The 15,689-nt window shown below is 65.3% G+C and carries 16 protein-coding genes; 6 read left to right on the plus strand and 10 right to left on the minus strand.

Translation table 11 applies throughout. The features are described from left to right. Positions 1–75: 75 nt before the first annotated feature. Positions 76–1,989 carry an ABC transporter ATP-binding protein gene (locus AC1L6K_RS01920; protein ID WP_480951063.1) on the minus strand — a complete coding sequence of 638 codons (1,914 nt, stop codon included), beginning with the start codon at positions 1,987–1,989 and terminating at the stop codon, positions 76–78. A gap of 102 nt (positions 1,990–2,091) precedes the next feature. On the opposite strand from AC1L6K_RS01920, the gene AC1L6K_RS01925 reads away from it, so the two are divergent. Beyond that, the gene (locus AC1L6K_RS01925; RefSeq protein WP_480951064.1) at positions 2,092–2,568 is read left to right on the plus strand and encodes a MarR family winged helix-turn-helix transcriptional regulator; all 477 of its coding nucleotides are present in this window, start codon (positions 2,092–2,094) and stop codon (positions 2,566–2,568) included. A gap of 158 nt (positions 2,569–2,726) precedes the next feature. On the opposite strand, the gene AC1L6K_RS01930 is transcribed toward AC1L6K_RS01925, so the two are convergent. The 7 genes from AC1L6K_RS01930 to AC1L6K_RS01960 form a co-directional block, all read right to left on the minus strand. Next, complete coding sequence (locus tag AC1L6K_RS01930; RefSeq protein ID WP_480951065.1) at positions 2,727–3,140, minus strand: VOC family protein; 414 nt, start codon at positions 3,138–3,140, stop codon at positions 2,727–2,729. Positions 3,141–3,225: 85 nt separating this feature from the next. After that, complete coding sequence (locus tag AC1L6K_RS01935; RefSeq protein WP_480951066.1) at positions 3,226–4,230, minus strand: siderophore-interacting protein; 1,005 nt, start codon at positions 4,228–4,230, stop codon at positions 3,226–3,228. Next, a complete protein-coding gene (locus AC1L6K_RS01940; protein WP_480951067.1) occupies positions 4,227–5,162 on the minus strand; it encodes an ABC transporter ATP-binding protein in 936 nt (311 codons plus the stop codon). Before AC1L6K_RS01940 ends, AC1L6K_RS01935 begins: the two co-directional genes overlap by 4 nt. 1 nt (position 5,163) lies before the next feature. Further along, positions 5,164–6,270, minus strand: coding sequence for a FecCD family ABC transporter permease (locus tag AC1L6K_RS01945; RefSeq protein ID WP_480951068.1), 1,107 nt, complete (start codon positions 6,268–6,270; stop codon positions 5,164–5,166). Next, positions 6,267–7,376, minus strand: a complete 1,110-nt coding sequence (locus tag AC1L6K_RS01950) for a FecCD family ABC transporter permease (protein ID WP_480952674.1) — start codon at positions 7,374–7,376, stop codon at positions 6,267–6,269. Before AC1L6K_RS01950 ends, AC1L6K_RS01945 begins: the two co-directional genes overlap by 4 nt. Positions 7,377–7,441: 65 nt before the next feature. Continuing rightward, positions 7,442–8,497, minus strand: a complete 1,056-nt coding sequence (locus tag AC1L6K_RS01955; protein ID WP_480951069.1) for an ABC transporter substrate-binding protein — start codon at positions 8,495–8,497, stop codon at positions 7,442–7,444. A gap of 187 nt (positions 8,498–8,684) precedes the next feature. Further along, complete coding sequence (locus tag AC1L6K_RS01960; protein WP_480951070.1) at positions 8,685–9,176, minus strand: MarR family winged helix-turn-helix transcriptional regulator; 492 nt, start codon at positions 9,174–9,176, stop codon at positions 8,685–8,687. A gap of 139 nt (positions 9,177–9,315) precedes the next feature. Between AC1L6K_RS01960 and AC1L6K_RS01965 the strand changes: the two genes are divergently transcribed. Further along, the gene (locus tag AC1L6K_RS01965) at positions 9,316–9,966 is read left to right on the plus strand and encodes an NADPH-dependent F420 reductase (RefSeq protein ID WP_480951071.1); all 651 of its coding nucleotides are present in this window, start codon (positions 9,316–9,318) and stop codon (positions 9,964–9,966) included. Positions 9,967–10,140: 174 nt separating this feature from the next. Here AC1L6K_RS01965 and AC1L6K_RS01970 read toward each other — a convergent pair whose 3' ends face one another. Next, positions 10,141–10,584 (minus strand): Fic/DOC family protein, encoded by a 444-nt coding sequence (locus AC1L6K_RS01970; protein ID WP_480951072.1) that lies wholly within the window; start codon positions 10,582–10,584, stop codon positions 10,141–10,143. A 208-nt stretch (positions 10,585–10,792) separates the two neighbouring features. Further along, positions 10,793–11,797, minus strand: a complete 1,005-nt coding sequence (locus AC1L6K_RS01975) for a glutathione S-transferase family protein (RefSeq protein WP_480951073.1) — start codon at positions 11,795–11,797, stop codon at positions 10,793–10,795. 309 nt (positions 11,798–12,106) lie between these two features. Between AC1L6K_RS01975 and AC1L6K_RS01980 the strand changes: the two genes are divergently transcribed. The 4 genes from AC1L6K_RS01980 to AC1L6K_RS01995 are packed head-to-tail and all read left to right on the plus strand — an operon-like array spanning position 12,107 to position 15,682. Further along, a complete protein-coding gene (locus tag AC1L6K_RS01980; RefSeq protein ID WP_480952675.1) occupies positions 12,107–13,246 on the plus strand; it encodes an ABC transporter ATP-binding protein in 1,140 nt (379 codons plus the stop codon). Continuing rightward, positions 13,246–13,944 carry an ABC transporter permease gene (locus AC1L6K_RS01985; protein ID WP_480951074.1) on the plus strand — a complete coding sequence of 233 codons (699 nt, stop codon included), beginning with the start codon at positions 13,246–13,248 and terminating at the stop codon, positions 13,942–13,944. The genes AC1L6K_RS01980 and AC1L6K_RS01985 overlap by 1 nt, the downstream gene beginning before the upstream one ends. Then, on the plus strand, positions 13,941–14,702 hold the full coding sequence (locus AC1L6K_RS01990) for an ABC transporter permease (RefSeq protein ID WP_480951075.1): 762 nt from the start codon (positions 13,941–13,943) through the stop codon (positions 14,700–14,702). The genes AC1L6K_RS01985 and AC1L6K_RS01990 overlap by 4 nt, the downstream gene beginning before the upstream one ends. A 32-nt stretch (positions 14,703–14,734) precedes the next feature. After that, on the plus strand, positions 14,735–15,682 hold the full coding sequence (locus tag AC1L6K_RS01995) for an ABC transporter substrate-binding protein (protein WP_480951076.1): 948 nt from the start codon (positions 14,735–14,737) through the stop codon (positions 15,680–15,682). The last annotated feature ends 7 nt before the right edge of the window (positions 15,683–15,689 follow it).

Here is a 15,689-nt window from a genome sequence, read left to right on the forward strand (position 1 = left end):
GCACTGTTGGCACACTGCGCGGGCCGGAGTTGATTATGCCAAGTCTATGTGTGGCTGGCGGGCGCTGCAGCGCGGCTATGACACCAGTTCCAGTTCCTCGCCGGCCCGTTCGGCTTCGCCCGCTGCGATAAGTGCGGCATAGGCTCCCCCGGCGTCCTTCAAGGTCAACGGGGTCCCCACCTCGGCAAATTCTCCCGCCGCGAGCACGGCCAGCTGGTCCGCGTCTTCGACCGTGGAAAGCCGGTGCGCGATGGTCAGCGTGGTGCGGCCCGCCGCAAGGTGGTCCAGGGCCAGCTGGACGGCGGCTTCGGTGGTGTTGTCCAGCGCCGAGGTGGCCTCATCCAATACCAGGACGCGGGGGTTGCGCAGGATGGTCCGGGCAATGGCCAGCCGCTGCTGCTCACCGCCGGAGAAACGGTGCCCGCGGGCGCCCACCAGGGTATCCAGGCCCTCTGGCAATCCGGCCACAAGGTCTGCGATTTGTGCAGAAGCCAAGGCCTTCCAGAGAGTTGCATCGTCGGCGTCCGGGGCAGCCAGCTGCAGGTTCTCACGGATGGAGGCGTGGACCAGGTAGCTTTCCTGCGACACCACACCCACAATGCGGGCGAGCACGTCCGGGGCAATGTCGCGCACGTCGACGCCGTCAATCGTGACGCGGCCGGAGGTGACGTCGTGCAGCCGGGGCAGCAGGGCCCCGAGAGTGGACTTGCCGGAACCGGTGGGGCCGACCACGGCGGTCGTGGTGCCGGCGGGCAGCGCAAGGTCGATGCCGCGCAAAACGTCGGTCCCGCCGTCGTACGCGAAACGGACGTTTTCAAGGCGAACCTCGCCGCGCACCGTGGACGGATCCAGCGGAACCGGGTTTTCCGGGGCGGTGATTTCGGGGACCATGTCCAGGTATTCAAAGATGCGGCTGAACAGCGCCATGGCCGTGACCCACTGGACGCCGAGGTTCAGCAGGCCCATGATGGGGCGGAAGACGGTGGCCTGCAGTGCGGTGAACGCCACGATGGTACCGATGGTCATGGTGCTTCCGGGCAGGCCGCCGGCGAAGTAGATCAGCGCGGGGATGGCCGAGAAGATGATGCTCATGGTGGCCATGCGCCAGCGGCCGGCCAGCTGCGAGCGCAGTTCCAGGCCGATGAGCCGTTCGGAGCTTTCGGTGTAGCGGGTGGCGTCGCGGCCGGTGGTGCCGAGGGTTTTGGCCAGGCGCACGCCGGAGATGCTCAGACCCTCCTCCACATATGTGTTCATGGTGGCGAGTTCGGCCTGCCTGGTGGAGGTGATGTCGCGGCGGAGCAGGGCCACGCGGCGGGAGAACCACACGGCCGGAGGGATCACAATCAGCGACAGCAGCGACAGTTGCGGGGAGAGCACAATCATGGCGGCGGCGGTGGCTACAACAGTGGTCAGGTTTGAGGCAACGCCCGTGGCGGTTGAGGTGATGACCGACTGCATGCCGGAGATGTCGTTGTTCAGGCGCGACTGCACCTCGCCGCTGCGGGTCCTGGTGAAGAACGCGAGCGACTGCTTCTGCAGGTGCGTGAACAGCCGGGTGCGCAGCGTGTGCATGATTTTCTGGCCCATGGCCGTGGTCATCCATGTCTGGACCACGCCAATGACAGCGGTTGCGGCGGCCACGGCGATCATGGCGCCGGCCAGCCACGCAAGCATTTTCAGGTCATTGTTCGGCAGGGCCGTGTCGATGATGCTGCGGACCAGGAACGGCTGCGCCAGGCCAACAATGCTGGAGACGCTGATCAGAAGCACGACGACGGCGATGGTCGCCTTGTGCGGCGCGAACAGGGCCGCGATCCGCTTCAGGCTGACGGGGTGGCGCTTGATCTGATTCTTGTCGGCCGGATCGACTCGGCCGGGGCGGCCGCCTTTTAAGTTCGCACTGGAGTTCAAGTTTGCGGGGCCGGTGTCTTCACGGCCGTTTTGGCTTGTGCTGGATTTTTGCTTTTGTTTGAGGATGTTCTCCGTCATATGCGCCACCTCCAAATGGTGTGCGGGGTGCGGGACTCGCACCAACTATTAGAGAGGTTACCTCACTATGTGGTTGGCAGTCAAGTTTAGTATGCTGTTTACATGTCTTCCACCGACAACGCACCCGACCTCGGCGAGCTGTTTCACGCCGCCTTCCGGGGCCTGCGCCGCACCTGGGCCGAGCAGCTGGCACCCTGGGACTTGACCCCACACCAGTGGCGGGCGCTCATGACACTGATGCGGGGACGTCGGGCTTCCGGCAGCGGCGAGCCCGGCACTGGCCGCACTGATTGCGATGTGTCCGGCGACGTCCGGCTGAAGGATCTGGCCGAGCGGCTGCGCATTGCGCCCCGCTCAGCCACCGAGGTGGTGGACCAGCTTGAGACCAAGGGGCTCGTCCGCCGCGACCCCGACCCCACGGACCGGCGGGCCACCCTGATTGTGGGCACCGCGGCGGGACAAAAGCTCTTCGCCGACGTCCAGGCGGAGCGCCGCGACAAGTCAAGCGAGTACTTTGCCCGTCTCGATGCGCAGGACCGCGCCGATTTGGCCCGAATTTTGGGACAACTGCGGGACTGAGCGCCGCATTTGCCCCGCCTCATCCACGAAAACGCGTCTGGGCCGCGAGTCAGCTGTTGCGCAACAGCTGACTCACGGCCCAGACGCTTTTTCGCGTGAAATGGAGGTTCGGCCTCGCGGCCCAGGCGCTTTTTCGCGTGTGCGGCGGGCTGAAGTGACTACGCCGGCGGCGTCCCGGCGATATTGACCAGCCACGGCACACCGAACTTGTCGGTCAACATGCCAAAAGTGTCACCCCACGGCGCCTTGGCCAGCTGCTCGGCAATGGTTGCGCCGTCGGCCAGCTTGTCCCACCAGCCGCGCAACACGGCTTCGTCGTCACCGGAAAGCGAAACACTGGAGTTGGCCGTGAGTGCCATGGACGCGGGCAGGTCGGCACCCATGAGCACCACGTCGTTGTCGCCGGTCAGCATGCCGTGCATGATCTTGTCTTTCTCGACGGGATCCTGGGATGCCTGGAATTCGCCGAAGGTGCTCAGCTCCAGCTTGCCGCCAAAGACGCCGTGGTAAAACTCCATGGCATCGCGGGCGTTGTCACGGAAGTTCAGATATGGGTTGAGTCGGGTGGCCATCTTGCTGCTCCTTGATAGGCAGAACTAGTCGGTGAGTGAAATTATCCCCCGATTCGGTGTCCGTGTCAGCAGTTGGCGGCGGACTTTATGAAAGCGCCTGGCCCTTCCGCCAGTAACCCATGAACGCCACCGCGTTCCTGTCCATGCCAACGTCGCGGACCAGGTACCGGCGCAGCCCGCGGATTGCAGCGGCCTCCCCGGCGATCCACGCATACAGGCCGTGGCCGGTGGCGGCAGCGGGCGTTTCCCACAGGACGGTGGCATCCACGTCCACGTCCTCCGGCTCCTCGCCCACCGCGCACGCCGCGGGCACCACCAGGGAGCGGACCTGCCGGGACATCACCTCGCCGTGCGGGTTGTCCCCGCGCGCCAGCCACTGAACTTCCACGTTGGCCGGTGTTGCAATGTCAAGGAAGTCGCCGGCGGAGGGCACCTCAAGGACGGCATGGCCGCTGACGTGTGCGGGCAGCGTTTCAAGAATGGCGGCGATGGCAGGAACGGCCGTCTCGTCGCCCACGAGCAGGACGCGTCCGGACTCGCCGGGGGCAAATTCAATGCCCAGGCAGTCACCCCACCGCGCGCACGGACCCACCAGAAGCAGGGTGTCCCCAGGCTGCGCAGCGGCTGCCCAATTGGCCGCCGGCCCGGATCCACCGTCCAGGTGCAGGACGAAGTCAATGTCCAGCTCGGCCGGCACCGCTGGGGCTGAACCCGTGGCGGGGACCTCCGGACGCAGGGCACGGACGGTGTAGGTGCGCATCACACCGCGCACCGGTTCGTCCACGGCAAGCCAGCTTTGGTACCAGTCGTCCTGCAGCGAGCCGCGGATGTTGCTCAGCTCCGGCAGCGCATGGCCGGGCGAGGGGATCATGACCTTGACGCGCAGGTCCAGCGTCTCGCCGGCGGCGTTGGAGCCAAACAGGGCAAGGTCCGCACCCGTCAAGGTGATGCGGCGGAAATGTTCACTCAACTGCGTCACGGCACTGACCCGCAGGTCGAAGGAACGCATGGGCTTGATGGGATCCGCCTCGTCGGCTCCACTCCCGATTGCTGTCGAGACTGGTGAAACATCCAGGATTGCCGAACTCATGCCTGTACTCCTTCTGCCGCGGGAACGAGCCCGGGCCCAACGTTTGAGGGCGCAACATCTGAGAACCCAACTTCAGACAAGCGGGATGCCGCCGCATCGGCCAACAGGGCGGCACGGCGGCCGATCGGGACAACCATGGGCGTGCCCACGACAGGGTCCGGGACCACCACCGACTCCAGCCCAAACACGTCCTGAACCAGATCCGCCGTCAGCACCGTCGCCGGAGGGCCCTGGGCGACGATGGCCCCGGACTTCATGGCGATCAGGTGGTCGGCGTAGCGCGCAGCCAAATTCAAGTCGTGCAACACAATCGCGACAGTAATTCCGCGGCGCGCATTGAGCTCGGACACCACATCCAAAACCTCCACCTGATGGGCCAAATCCAGGTAGGTGGTGGGTTCATCCAGGAGCAGGACCTCGGTTTCCTGCGCCAGCGCCATGGCAATCCAAACACGCTGCCGCTGCCCGCCGGACAGTTCGTCAATGCTGCGCCCGGCCAGCTCGGCCGTGCCCGTGACGTTCAGCGCGGCGGCGACGGCGTCGTCGTCGTCAGGGGTCCACTGCCGGAACCAGCCCTGGTGCGGACTGCGGCCGCGCCCCACGAGATCGGCCACGCTGATGCCGTCCGGCGCCGTGGGGGTTTGCGGCAGGATGCCCAGTTCACGGGCCAATTCGCGGGTGGGGACCTTGTGGATGTCGGTCCCGTTCAGATGCACGACGCCGGCACCTGGCTTGAGCAGCCTGGCCAACCCGCGCAGCAGCGTGGACTTCCCGCAGGCGTTGGCCCCGACAATGATGGTCACCTTGCCCGCAGGCAGTTCGACGTCGAGATTCTCCACGATGGACCGTTCCCCGTAGGCCAGGGACAGTCCGCGGGCGGACAGCGTGGCGGCACGCTTGCGGTCAGTGGGTTGGGATGCAGTTTTGGCCATCTCAGCCTCCTTGGTTGGCGCGGTTGGATGAGATCAGCAGCCAGAGCAGGAAGGGTGCGCCCAGCGCTCCCGTGACCACCCCGACCGGAAGCGAGGTTCCGGGAATGGCGTTGACTGCCCCGAAATTTGCGGCGAGCACGATGGCCGCGCCCACCAGGGCTGACAGCGGCAGGCTGGCGGCTCCGCCGTTGAGGCGTTTGGCAATGGGCCCCGACAGGAACGCCACGAAGGCGATGGGCCCGGCGGCCGCCGTGGGCAGGGCGGCCAGGAGCACGCCCATGACTGTCAGCAGCACCCGGGCGCGCGGCACGTTGAAGCCGAGTCCGGCCGCGGTGTCGTCGCCCAGCGACAGGCCGCGCAGGTTCCGCGAGCCGACGGCGGCGACCGGCACCAGCACAAGCAGCGCCGCGGCCAGGATGGCGACCCGTTCCCAGTTGGCCGAGTTCAGCGAGCCCGTCAGCCACACCATGATTTCCTGGGCGCTGGTCGTGTCGGCCCGGGACAGCAGGAACGTGACGGCGGCCTGCATGAAGGCGGCCGCGCCAATGCCGATGAGGATCAGCCCGGTGCCGCCGCGTCCGCGTGCCAGTGTGGTGATCAGCAGCGCCACGACCAACGCCCCAACGATCGCGGCCACGGAGATTCCTGCGCCGCGAACACCGAACAGCACGATGGCGGCAACGGCAGCGGCGCTGGCGCCGTAGCTGATGCCGATGATGTCGGGGCTGGCGAGCGGATTGCGCAGCATTGTCTGGAAGATGGCGCCCGCCGTGCCGAAGGAGGCGCCGGCCAACAGGCCCAGAAGCGCCTGCGGCAGCTTGTTTTCCATGACGATGAAGCTCGCGCCGGGAATGCTCTTCCCGCCCAGCATGGCAACGAAGTCGGGGATCGTGACGGTGTAGCTGCCCAGCAGGATGTTCACCGCCAGCAATCCCAGCACCAGCAGGCCCAGGGATCCGGCGAGCACGGCACGACGGCGGCGCGGGGCCCTGCGCTGTTCGCGCACCCAGGCGCCGCTTGCCAGGCCGCTGCCGACTCCGGAACGTGCACCCGCTCCGGGTGGCGTTCCCGTTCCGGGGCGTGCGCCGGACTTTTCCACAACGCTCACAGTTCTGCCTGCTTTCCGCGCCGCACCACGGCAATGAAGACAGGGGCGCCCATCATGGCCGCCAAAATGCCGGCCGGCACCTCGCCGGGGAGCAGGATCACGCGTCCGACAACGTCGGCCAGCAGCAAAACCGCCGGGGCCGCCAGAAGTGACAACGGCAGCAGCCAGCGGTAGTCGGGGCCCACGAGGCCGCGCAGCAGGTGCGGGACCACCAGCCCGATAAAGGCGATGGGCCCGGCCAGTGCCGTGGCCGAGCCACACAGCAGCACGATGCCCAGGGCGGAGATTGCCCGTCCCAGTCCGGGGCGCTGGCCCAGGCCGCGGGCCATGTCGTCGCCGAGGGCAAGGGTGTTCAGGAGCCGCCCGGTGCACAGCAGAATGATGGCGCCCAGAAGCACAAACGGCAGCACCGAAAGGACGGAGTCCCACGATTTCCCGGCGAGCGCACCCACCTGCCAGCTGCGGAACAACTCCAGGGAATCCTGGCTGGTGACCAGCATGGCGCTCATGAGCGATCCCATCCCGGCGGCCATCGCCGCCCCTGCCAGGGCAAGCTTCACGGGGGTTGCCCCGGTGCGGCCCAGGCTGGCCACCGCATAAACCACGACGGCGGCAACTGCACTGCCGCCGAAGGCAAACCACAGGTAGCTGGAGACGCCTGCCGCGCCGAAGAAGAAGATGCCGGCCACCACGGCCAGTGCGGCTCCGGCGTTGATCCCCAGGATGCCGGGATCCGCAAGGGGGTTGCGCGCAACGCCCTGCATGGAGGTTCCGGCCAGGCCCAGCGACAGGCCAACAACCAGGCCGGCGACGGTGCGCACCAGGCGCGAGGACACCACCGCGTGCTCGCCGTTGGCGGGGTCAAAGTTGAACACGGCGTCCACCACCGCGGGCAGGGGTATGCTGCGGGCGCCGACGGCCAGCGACAACAGCGAGACGAGGACCAGGGCGGCAGCCAGCACCGCCAGCCACACGAGGCGGCGGCGGTTGCTGAAAGTCCGCGCCCCGGGCTCGACACCCTTGCCCCCGGGTGCGGCCCCGGGCGCAGCAGGGGAACCCGGCGTGCGGGCTCCCCGGGTGACCCCGGCGGCAGCGGGGGAAGGCAGCGAAGCCGTTTCCGGCGTCGAACCTTCCCTCGCAACAGCTGGTGCACTTGTCACTGGCGGCTTCCTTAAGCCTTGTCCGCTGCGGCGCCGAGCAGGGGCAGGAACTTGTCCAGCGTCCACGGCAGGCTCAGCGGGGAGGAGGCGGAGACGGACAGCGTGAGGGTGTTGTCGGAGTCGGTGACAAAGGCGCCCTTTTTGACGGCGGGGATCTGGCCCAGCAGGGGGTCCTTCACGATCGCATCCTTGGCCTTATCGTCGGCCACCCAGCTGACAAACACCTGGGCATCGAGTTCGTTGGCCTTCTCGGCGGACCAGGGCAGGAAGAAGGCATCGACGCCCTTTTCCGCCGCAACGATGACCGGCGCCAGTTCCATCCCGATGCTGCTCAGGAACTTGGGCCGGTTGTCACCGGAGGTGAAGACGCTGACGGGTTCGGCGGCGCCGGGTTCCAGATTGCCGTAAATGAAGGTCTTGCCCTTGATCGACGGGTACTTTGCGGCCTGGTCCTTGATGGTCTTTTCGGTGGCGGCGACGAGGTCCTTGGCCGCTGCGGACCTACCCAGTGCCGCGCCGATCATGGTGGTGGAATCCTGCCATGAGGTGCCGTAGGCGGTCTTCGGGAAGGCGATGACGGGGGCGATCTTGCTGAGCTTGTCGTAGTCCTCCTGCGTCAGGCCCGAGTAGGCGGCGAGGATGATGTCCGGGGTGGACTTGGCGATTTCGGTGAAGTTCACGCCGTCGGCTTCCGAGTACAGCGCGGGCGCCTTCCCTGTGCCGATGGCGGCGCCGGCCTTTTCCAGGGCGGCATCCTTCCAGGGTGTGGAGCCTTGTTCGTTGCCGCCCCATTCATTCTTGGGCATGCCCACCGGGACAACGCCCAGGGCGAGGGCCACGTCGTCGTTGACCCAGGAAACGGTGGCCACACGCTGCGGGGCCGACTTGATGACGGTTTCACCGTAAATGTGCTTGACCGTGACGGGGAAGGTGTCAGTTGAGGCCTGCGTGCCTTCTGGGCTGGAATCCCCCACGGCACCGGTAGAGCAGCCTGCCAGGCCGACTCCCAAGGCTGCAACAGATGCAAAAAGGCCCAGCTTCAGGCCCTGACGACGTGAAAATTCCAATGCATGTCCTAACGATGATTCCACCACAAGGCTTGCCCCACTTAGGCAAGCCTTAGCTACGTTACGGCATTAAATCGGATTAAGAAACATTTTGCTGCCCTATTCCACATATGGGCAATCTCACATTGATCGAGGGGGCGCGGTCGGGGCGCAGTTGGAGGCGGGCGCGCCAGACCAGGCTTCGCCCCTAGGGTGCGGGCGTGCGCAGCGTCCAGTGCGACTCATCCAGGCCCCGCATGAGCTTGCGCCCGATGCGCACCAGGTCGGCAACGTCGCGCGTGTCCAGCCGGTCAAAGACGACGGTCCGGACGGATTCCACATGCAAGGGCGCCAACTCGCGAACGAGCTCCAGCCCGACGGGAGTGATGGTGACTTGGGTGACGCGGGCGTCCTCCACGTACACCGACCGCTCCACATAGCCGCGACCCTGCAGCTTCCGCACCACGTGCGACAGCCTGGACAGCGATGCGCTAGTCCGGGCGGCCAGCTCACTCATGGGCAGGGTCGCCGACTCGGCCTCCGAGAGCATGGCCAGGACATTGTATTCAAAGAGGGACAACTTGGCGGCCTGCTGGAGTGGGGTCTCAAGTGCCCCGGGCAGCAAAGTCACGGTGGACAGCAAGGCCAGCCACGCGGCACGTTCTTCGGCGCTCAACCAGCGCGGATCCATCTCAGTCATGGCGCCATCTTTCCATGATTCCGGCGCTTCCAAGCAGCGCCCCTCACTTTTACTTGACACTTCAATCAATGGAGCCTAAGCTTTAGTTGTAGCTTCAAGTAAATCACTTCCAGCCAGCTCCAAGGAAAGAAGGACCATCATGAACACCATCACGATCATCGGGACCGGAAACATGGCCCGCGGCATTGCCGCACGCGCCCTCGCCGCTGGAAGGAACGTGGAACTCCTCAACCGCGACGCCGGCAAGTCGGCCGCAGTCGCCGCAGAGCTGGGCAGCAACGCCACTTCCGGCACACTTTCTTCCGGCACCGTCGGCCAGGCCCCGGCCGGCGACATTGTGGTTCTCGCCCTGCCGTTCGACGCCGCCAAGGAAGTTGTCACCTCCTACGGTGCAGCACTGGCCGGCAAGACCGTCGTCGACATCACGAACCCCGTGAACTTTGAAACCTTCGACTCCCTGGTGGTTGCTCCCGGAACCTCCGCCGCCGAGGAAATCGCTGCGCTGACACCCGGAAATGTGGTCAAGGCCTTCAACACCAACTTTGCCGGCACCCTGGTGGCGGGCAATACCGACGGCCAGGTCTTGGACGGTTTCATCGCCGGTGACAACGCTGAAGCGACGGCAGCCGTAGCTTCTCTCATGGCCGACGGCGGCATGCGTCCCCTCGTCGTGGGTGCACTGAAGCGTTCACGCGAGCTGGAGGGTTTCCAGTTCCTGATCATGACCCTGCAGGCCAACCCGGCCTTTGAAACCTTCAACTGGAACACCGGCCTGAAGATCACCGGCTAATCGCCAAACTCCTCATAGCAAATAAGCGTGATCTGTCAACTTCAGGATGACAGATCACGCTTTTTGTTAAATCCACTTTGGCTGCGTTGCACGTGGCTCAGGCAGCTTTCCTCATGCGTCATGCTTGGGGGCTATCTCGACGTATAGGCAATATCGCGTGTTGGTAGGCGCGTACTACGCGCGGTCGACAGTTATCGCCAGGAAGACAGGCACCAGCGACGCGGGCTGCGGCGGGTACGCGAAGAGATCCGTCCCCGACCACTTCGATGCCTCATTCCACTCATCCGGGCCCACCCAGCTGTAGTCGAACGAGTAATCCGAAAGCTCTGAAACTTGAGCCATGAACACCTTTGAGGTTCGGCCGTTGACCTCCCGAAACGGGTGTGCCTGATTGAGGTAGGCGAACACTTTTGCTGCACGTGCCGCAAATTCCTTGCGGCCAAGATCTGCCCACGGAGCCGAGGTGACAAGCTCCCGCACGTCACCCGGATAGCGGTCATTTTCCCCACCTTTGACGTCCGCAAAACCGCGGGGCTTGCCCTTGAAAATATATACCGCGCGGTACCCACCGGCCCAGTCATAAAGGTCTTGAAACAAATGCCGGTGGATGGCCCGCACATGTGTGGCGTCGTAGGTGCGTGGCAGCGCTATACGTCTCCGGGTAGAAGCATGACGCCCACAACTCGCTCTCGGACGCCATCAGCGCTCGGCTGCCGCTGCACGGCGTCGAGTTGCTCAAACAAGTCCGGCCAGCGGCCCTCGATATCAAATTCAGCGACCATGACGGCCCCCTCCCCATAGCCACTGGCCATTCTGGCGAGTGGCGTTACGCGTCCACCGGCCGGGTCGGGGCAGTTCCGTTCCCAAACGGGCGACCACCCAATGACTCCCGGCCGTGCGCCGTCGTCCATCCGGAAGTGTCGGGGCCGAGCGGGACAATCTGGGTCGGGTTCAAATCGGTGTGGACAATGTAGTAGTGGTCCTTGATCTGCTGGAAGTTCACTGTGTCGCCGAAGCCGGGGGTCTGGAAGAGGTCGCGCGCGTAGGCCCAGAGGACCGGCATTTCGATGAGCTTGTTGCGGTTGCATTTGAAGTGCCCGTGGTAGACGGCGTCGAAGCGGACCAGGGTGGTGAAGAGGCGGACGTCGGCCTCGGTGATGGAATCGCCCATGAGGTATCGCTGGCCTGCGAGGCGTTCCTCGAGCCAGTCGAGCGCGATAAACAGGCGCTCATAGGCCGCGTTGTACGACTCCTGCGAACCGGCAAAGCCGCAGCGGTAGACGCCGTTGTTAACCTCGGTGAAGATGCGCTTGTTGACCACTGCCATTTCTTCGCGCAGCGCTTCCGGGTACAAATCCGGGGCGCCGTCGCGGTGGAATTCGGTCCACTCGGTCGAGAAGTCCAGCGTGATCTGTGGGAAATTGTTGGTAACCACTGCGCCACTGGGCACGTCAACAATGGCCGGGACGGTGATGCCGCGCGGGTAATCGGGGGTGCGTTTGAAGAACGCCTCCTGCAGGCGCTCGATGCCCAGAACCGGGTCCCGCCCATCCGGATCCAGGTCGAAGGTCCAGGAGCGGGAGTCGTGCGTGGGTCCGGTGACGCCGATCGAAATTGCGTCCTCCAATCCCAGCAGGCGCCGGACAATCGTGGAGCGGTGCGCCCACGGGCATGCCCGCGCTACGACCAGGCGGTAGCGCCCGGCCTCCACAGGGTAACCGTCCTCGCCGCTGCGGGTGATCCGCGTTTCAATGTAATTGGTGTCCCGTGTGTACTCGGCGCCGGTGACGTAGGCGCCCTTGGTGCTGAATTCCAAATTCTGAGTGTCCATGGGGTCAGCCTAGCGCCGGAGCCTGAGCGGTGCCTGGAACGTGTGCCCCGGCCCGCCACCTCCAATCCCACGCACGACGGCGGCACGCACCGTCCGCCGTCGTGCGCGCTAAGCGAAACCCGGCCAATGCGGCGGACGGGACTTTACGCAGCAAATGCTCCCTGCCTATGATCAACAGGCACCAGGTGATCGATCCGCAAGAACGCCACCCACAGTGAGGACCAATCGATGGCGGCCCAAGAAGCCACCGCCGCAGCACAGGGCAAGACCACGTCAGCACAGGAAACCATCGGGCAGTCTGGCAACGCGATGGTTGAATTCCGGGGCGTCAGCAAGGTCTACCAAAGCGGGCAACCGGCTGTAGGCGACCTCAACCTCAGCGTTGAGAGCGGCAAGATCACGGTGTTCGTGGGGCCGTCGGGCTGCGGCAAAACCACATCGCTGCGCATGATCAACCGCATGGTGGAGCCCACCTCCGGCACCATCACCGTTGGCGGGCGCGACGTCGCCAGCCTCCCCGCCCACGAGCTGCGCCGCTCCATGGGCTATGTCATGCAACAGGCCGGGCTGCTCCCCCACCGGACCGTCATCGACAACGTTTCAACCGTGCTGCGCCTGAACAAGGTCCCGCGGGCGCAGGCCCGAAAACGCTCCCTGGAGCTGTTGGAGACCGTGGGTCTGCCCGCCTCCATGGCCAGCCGCTACCCCAACCAGCTCTCCGGCGGGCAGCAGCAGCGAGTCGGCGTCGCCCGGGCACTGGCCGCGGATCCGCCGGTTTTGCTCATGGACGAGCCGTTCTCCGCCGTGGACCCAGTGGTCCGGGCCGAGCTCCAGCATGAATTGCTGCGGTTGCAGCGCGAGCTGGCCAAAACCATCATCTTCGTCACCCATGACATTGACGAGGCCACCGTTCTCGGTGACCGGGTCGCCGTCTTTGCCAGCGGCGGCCGCGTGGCCCAGTACGCGCCTCCCGAGGAACTTCTGCGCGCACCCGTGGACGACTTTGTGGCCAATTTTGTCGGCCGGGACAGGGGTTTTCGGCGGCTGTCGTTCAGCACCGGCGAGTCCGTGCCGATCCACCCGGCTGCGTCGGTGGTTTGGGACGGAACCGCGGCGCCGGCCCAGCCTGCGCGCTCCAAGGCTGCGCACTCCAAGACGGACGACGACGGTGTTCCCGCCACCACTCGCTGGGTCCTGGCCGTTGACGCCGAGAACCATCCGCAGGGCTGGCTTTCCCCGGGCACGAACCCGGGCACCCATCCGGACCAGCTGATCCCCGGCGGTTCCCTGTTCCACGCCGGCGACCCCCTGCGCAACGCCCTCGATGCGGCATTGTCTTCCCCTTCCGGACTCGGCGTCGCCGTCGACGCCGACGGCAGGGTCACCGGCCTGGTCAAGGCCTCCGAGGTGCTGGCTGTCGTTGACGCCGCCCGGGAGAGCCGTTCCTGATGGACTGGTTCCTGGCCAACCTGCCACAGGTCCTGAACCTCACCGGCTACCACCTGGTCCAGGCCGTGGTGCCCCTGGTGTTGAGCGTGATAATCGCCATCCCGCTGGCACAGCTTGCCCGGGTCAACAAGGTGGCAAGCGGCATCATCCTGTCGGCGGGTTCGCTGCTGTTCACGGTCCCGTCGCTGGCCTTGTTTGTCATCCTGCCCAGCATCCTCGGCACCAAAATCCTCGACTTCGCCAATATCATTGTGGCGTTGACCATCTACGCCGTGGCCCTCCTGGTCCGCTCCACCCTCGACGCGTTGAACTCGGTCGACGACACCATTCGCGAATCGGCCACAGCCATGGGCTACAGGCCGTTCCAGCGCTTCCTCAGCGTTGACCTGCCGCTGTCCATTCCCGTGCTGTTTGCCGGGCTGCGCGTGATCTCGGTCAGCAACATCTCCCTCGTCACTGTCGGCTCGCTGCTGGGGATTCCCAGCCTGGGCTTCTTCTTCACTGACGGGCTGCAGCGGAACTTCCCCACCGAAATCATCGTGGGAATCCTGGGCACCTTGGTGCTGGCGCTGCTGATGGACGTCGTGCTGGTGCTGCTGCAAAAGCTGCTCACGCCCTGGTTGCGCAGCACACCGTCAGCCCCAATCACCCCAGCCCCTGCCCCATCAGCAGCAGGCACGACGGCGGTGCAGGCATGAGCTTTCCCGCCGGCACCGCGCCACTGACCACATACACGGCCACCGACCCCTTCGGCCAGGGCTGGCAGTGGCTGTCCGACCCGGTCAACTGGCAGGGGGCCACGGGCGTGCCGGTCCGCATCGTCGAGCACCTCGGCTACACGGGCCTGACACTGTTGATCTCCGTTGCCATCGCCGTCCCGATCGGACTTTATGTGGGGCACACCGGCCGGGGACGCGGCGTCGTGGTTGCCCTTGCGGGCATGCTGCGGGCCCTGCCGACACTGGGCATCATGACCTTGTTTGCCTTGATTGCCACCTCGTCCCTGTCCCTGATGCCGGCCATCTGGTCCCTGGTGCTGCTGGCGGTGCCACCCATTTTGACCGGCACCTACGCCGGCATTGCCGCCGTCGACAGTGAAATTGTCGATGCTGCACGCGGCATGGGCATGACCGAACGGCAGATTTTGTTTGGCGTTGAGGTGCCCAACGGCTTGGCGGTCATGCTGGGGGGATTCCGCTCGGCCGTGCTGCAGGTAGTCTCGACCGTGGCCGTTGTGGCGTTCATCAGCCTCGGCGGGCTGGGCCGTTACATTATTGACGGCCTCGCGGTGCAGGATTACGGTCAAGTACTAGGCGGGGCCGTCGTTATCGCCGCCGTGGCCATAGCTATTGACGGTTTGTTGGCGCTGCTGCAACGCGCGGTGGTGTCGCCGGGCCTGAGAAAGACCGGGACCGTTCCAGAACAGCTGGTCCCGGCCAGTTCAAAGCACAATTGAAAATGCCAAGCCGGTACAACAGGAGACTAATCATGAGCATCAAATCCGTGCCCACCCGCCGCGCATTCCTCGGAGCGGCCGCAGGCCTGTCAGTGGCCTTTGCCCTGACTGCCTGCGGCGGCGGCAATCCGTTGGGCAAGGACGGCGCCGGGGAGACCGGCGGCTCCGGCAGCGCGGTGGTGGTTGGCTCGGCCAACTTCCCCGAAAACGCCATCCTTGCCGAGATTTACGCCGGCGCCTTGAATGCGGCAGGCGTTACCGCCAGCACGCGGCTGAACATCGGCGCCCGCGAGGTGTACATGAAGGCGCTCGAGGACGGTTCGATCGATGTGGTGCCCGAATACACCGGCAACCTGCTGGGCTATCTTGACGCCGCCAACACGGTGGTTGACGGCCCCGGCATCATAAAGGCGCTCCCCGCCAAGATGCCGGCAGGCCTGAGCATCTTGGACGCCGCCGCCGCCGAGGACAAGGACGCCATCGTCGTGACGGCGGAAACTGCCGCCAAGTACAAGCTGAAGTCCGTTGCCGACCTGACTCCCGTGTGCAGCGAACTCACGCTCGCGGCGCCGTCGGAATTCCAGACCCGCCCCTACGGACTGCCCGGTTTGGACAAGCTCTACAACTGCGTGCCCAAGGAGTTCAAGGCCTTCAGCGCCAGCAGCGAGGCGTTGAACTTGAAGGCGCTGCTGAACAACGAGGTCCAAATCGCCGATATTTTCACCACCTCCCCTGAAATCACGGCCAACAAGCTTGTTGTCCTGGAAGACCCCAAGGGCATGATCGGCGCCCAGCAGGTGCTGCCCGTGATCAAGACCGACAAGGTCAGCGACGCCGGACAGACGGCCCTGAACAATGTCTCGAAGCAGCTCACCACCGACGACCTGATCGCCTTGCGCACCCAGGTTGAGGGCGAGCAAAAGATGGATCCCAAAGTTGCCGCAACCCAGTGGCTCAAGGACAAAGGCATCACCAAGTAAGGAGCTT

The organism is Specibacter sp. BI4 (assembly GCF_056680095.1).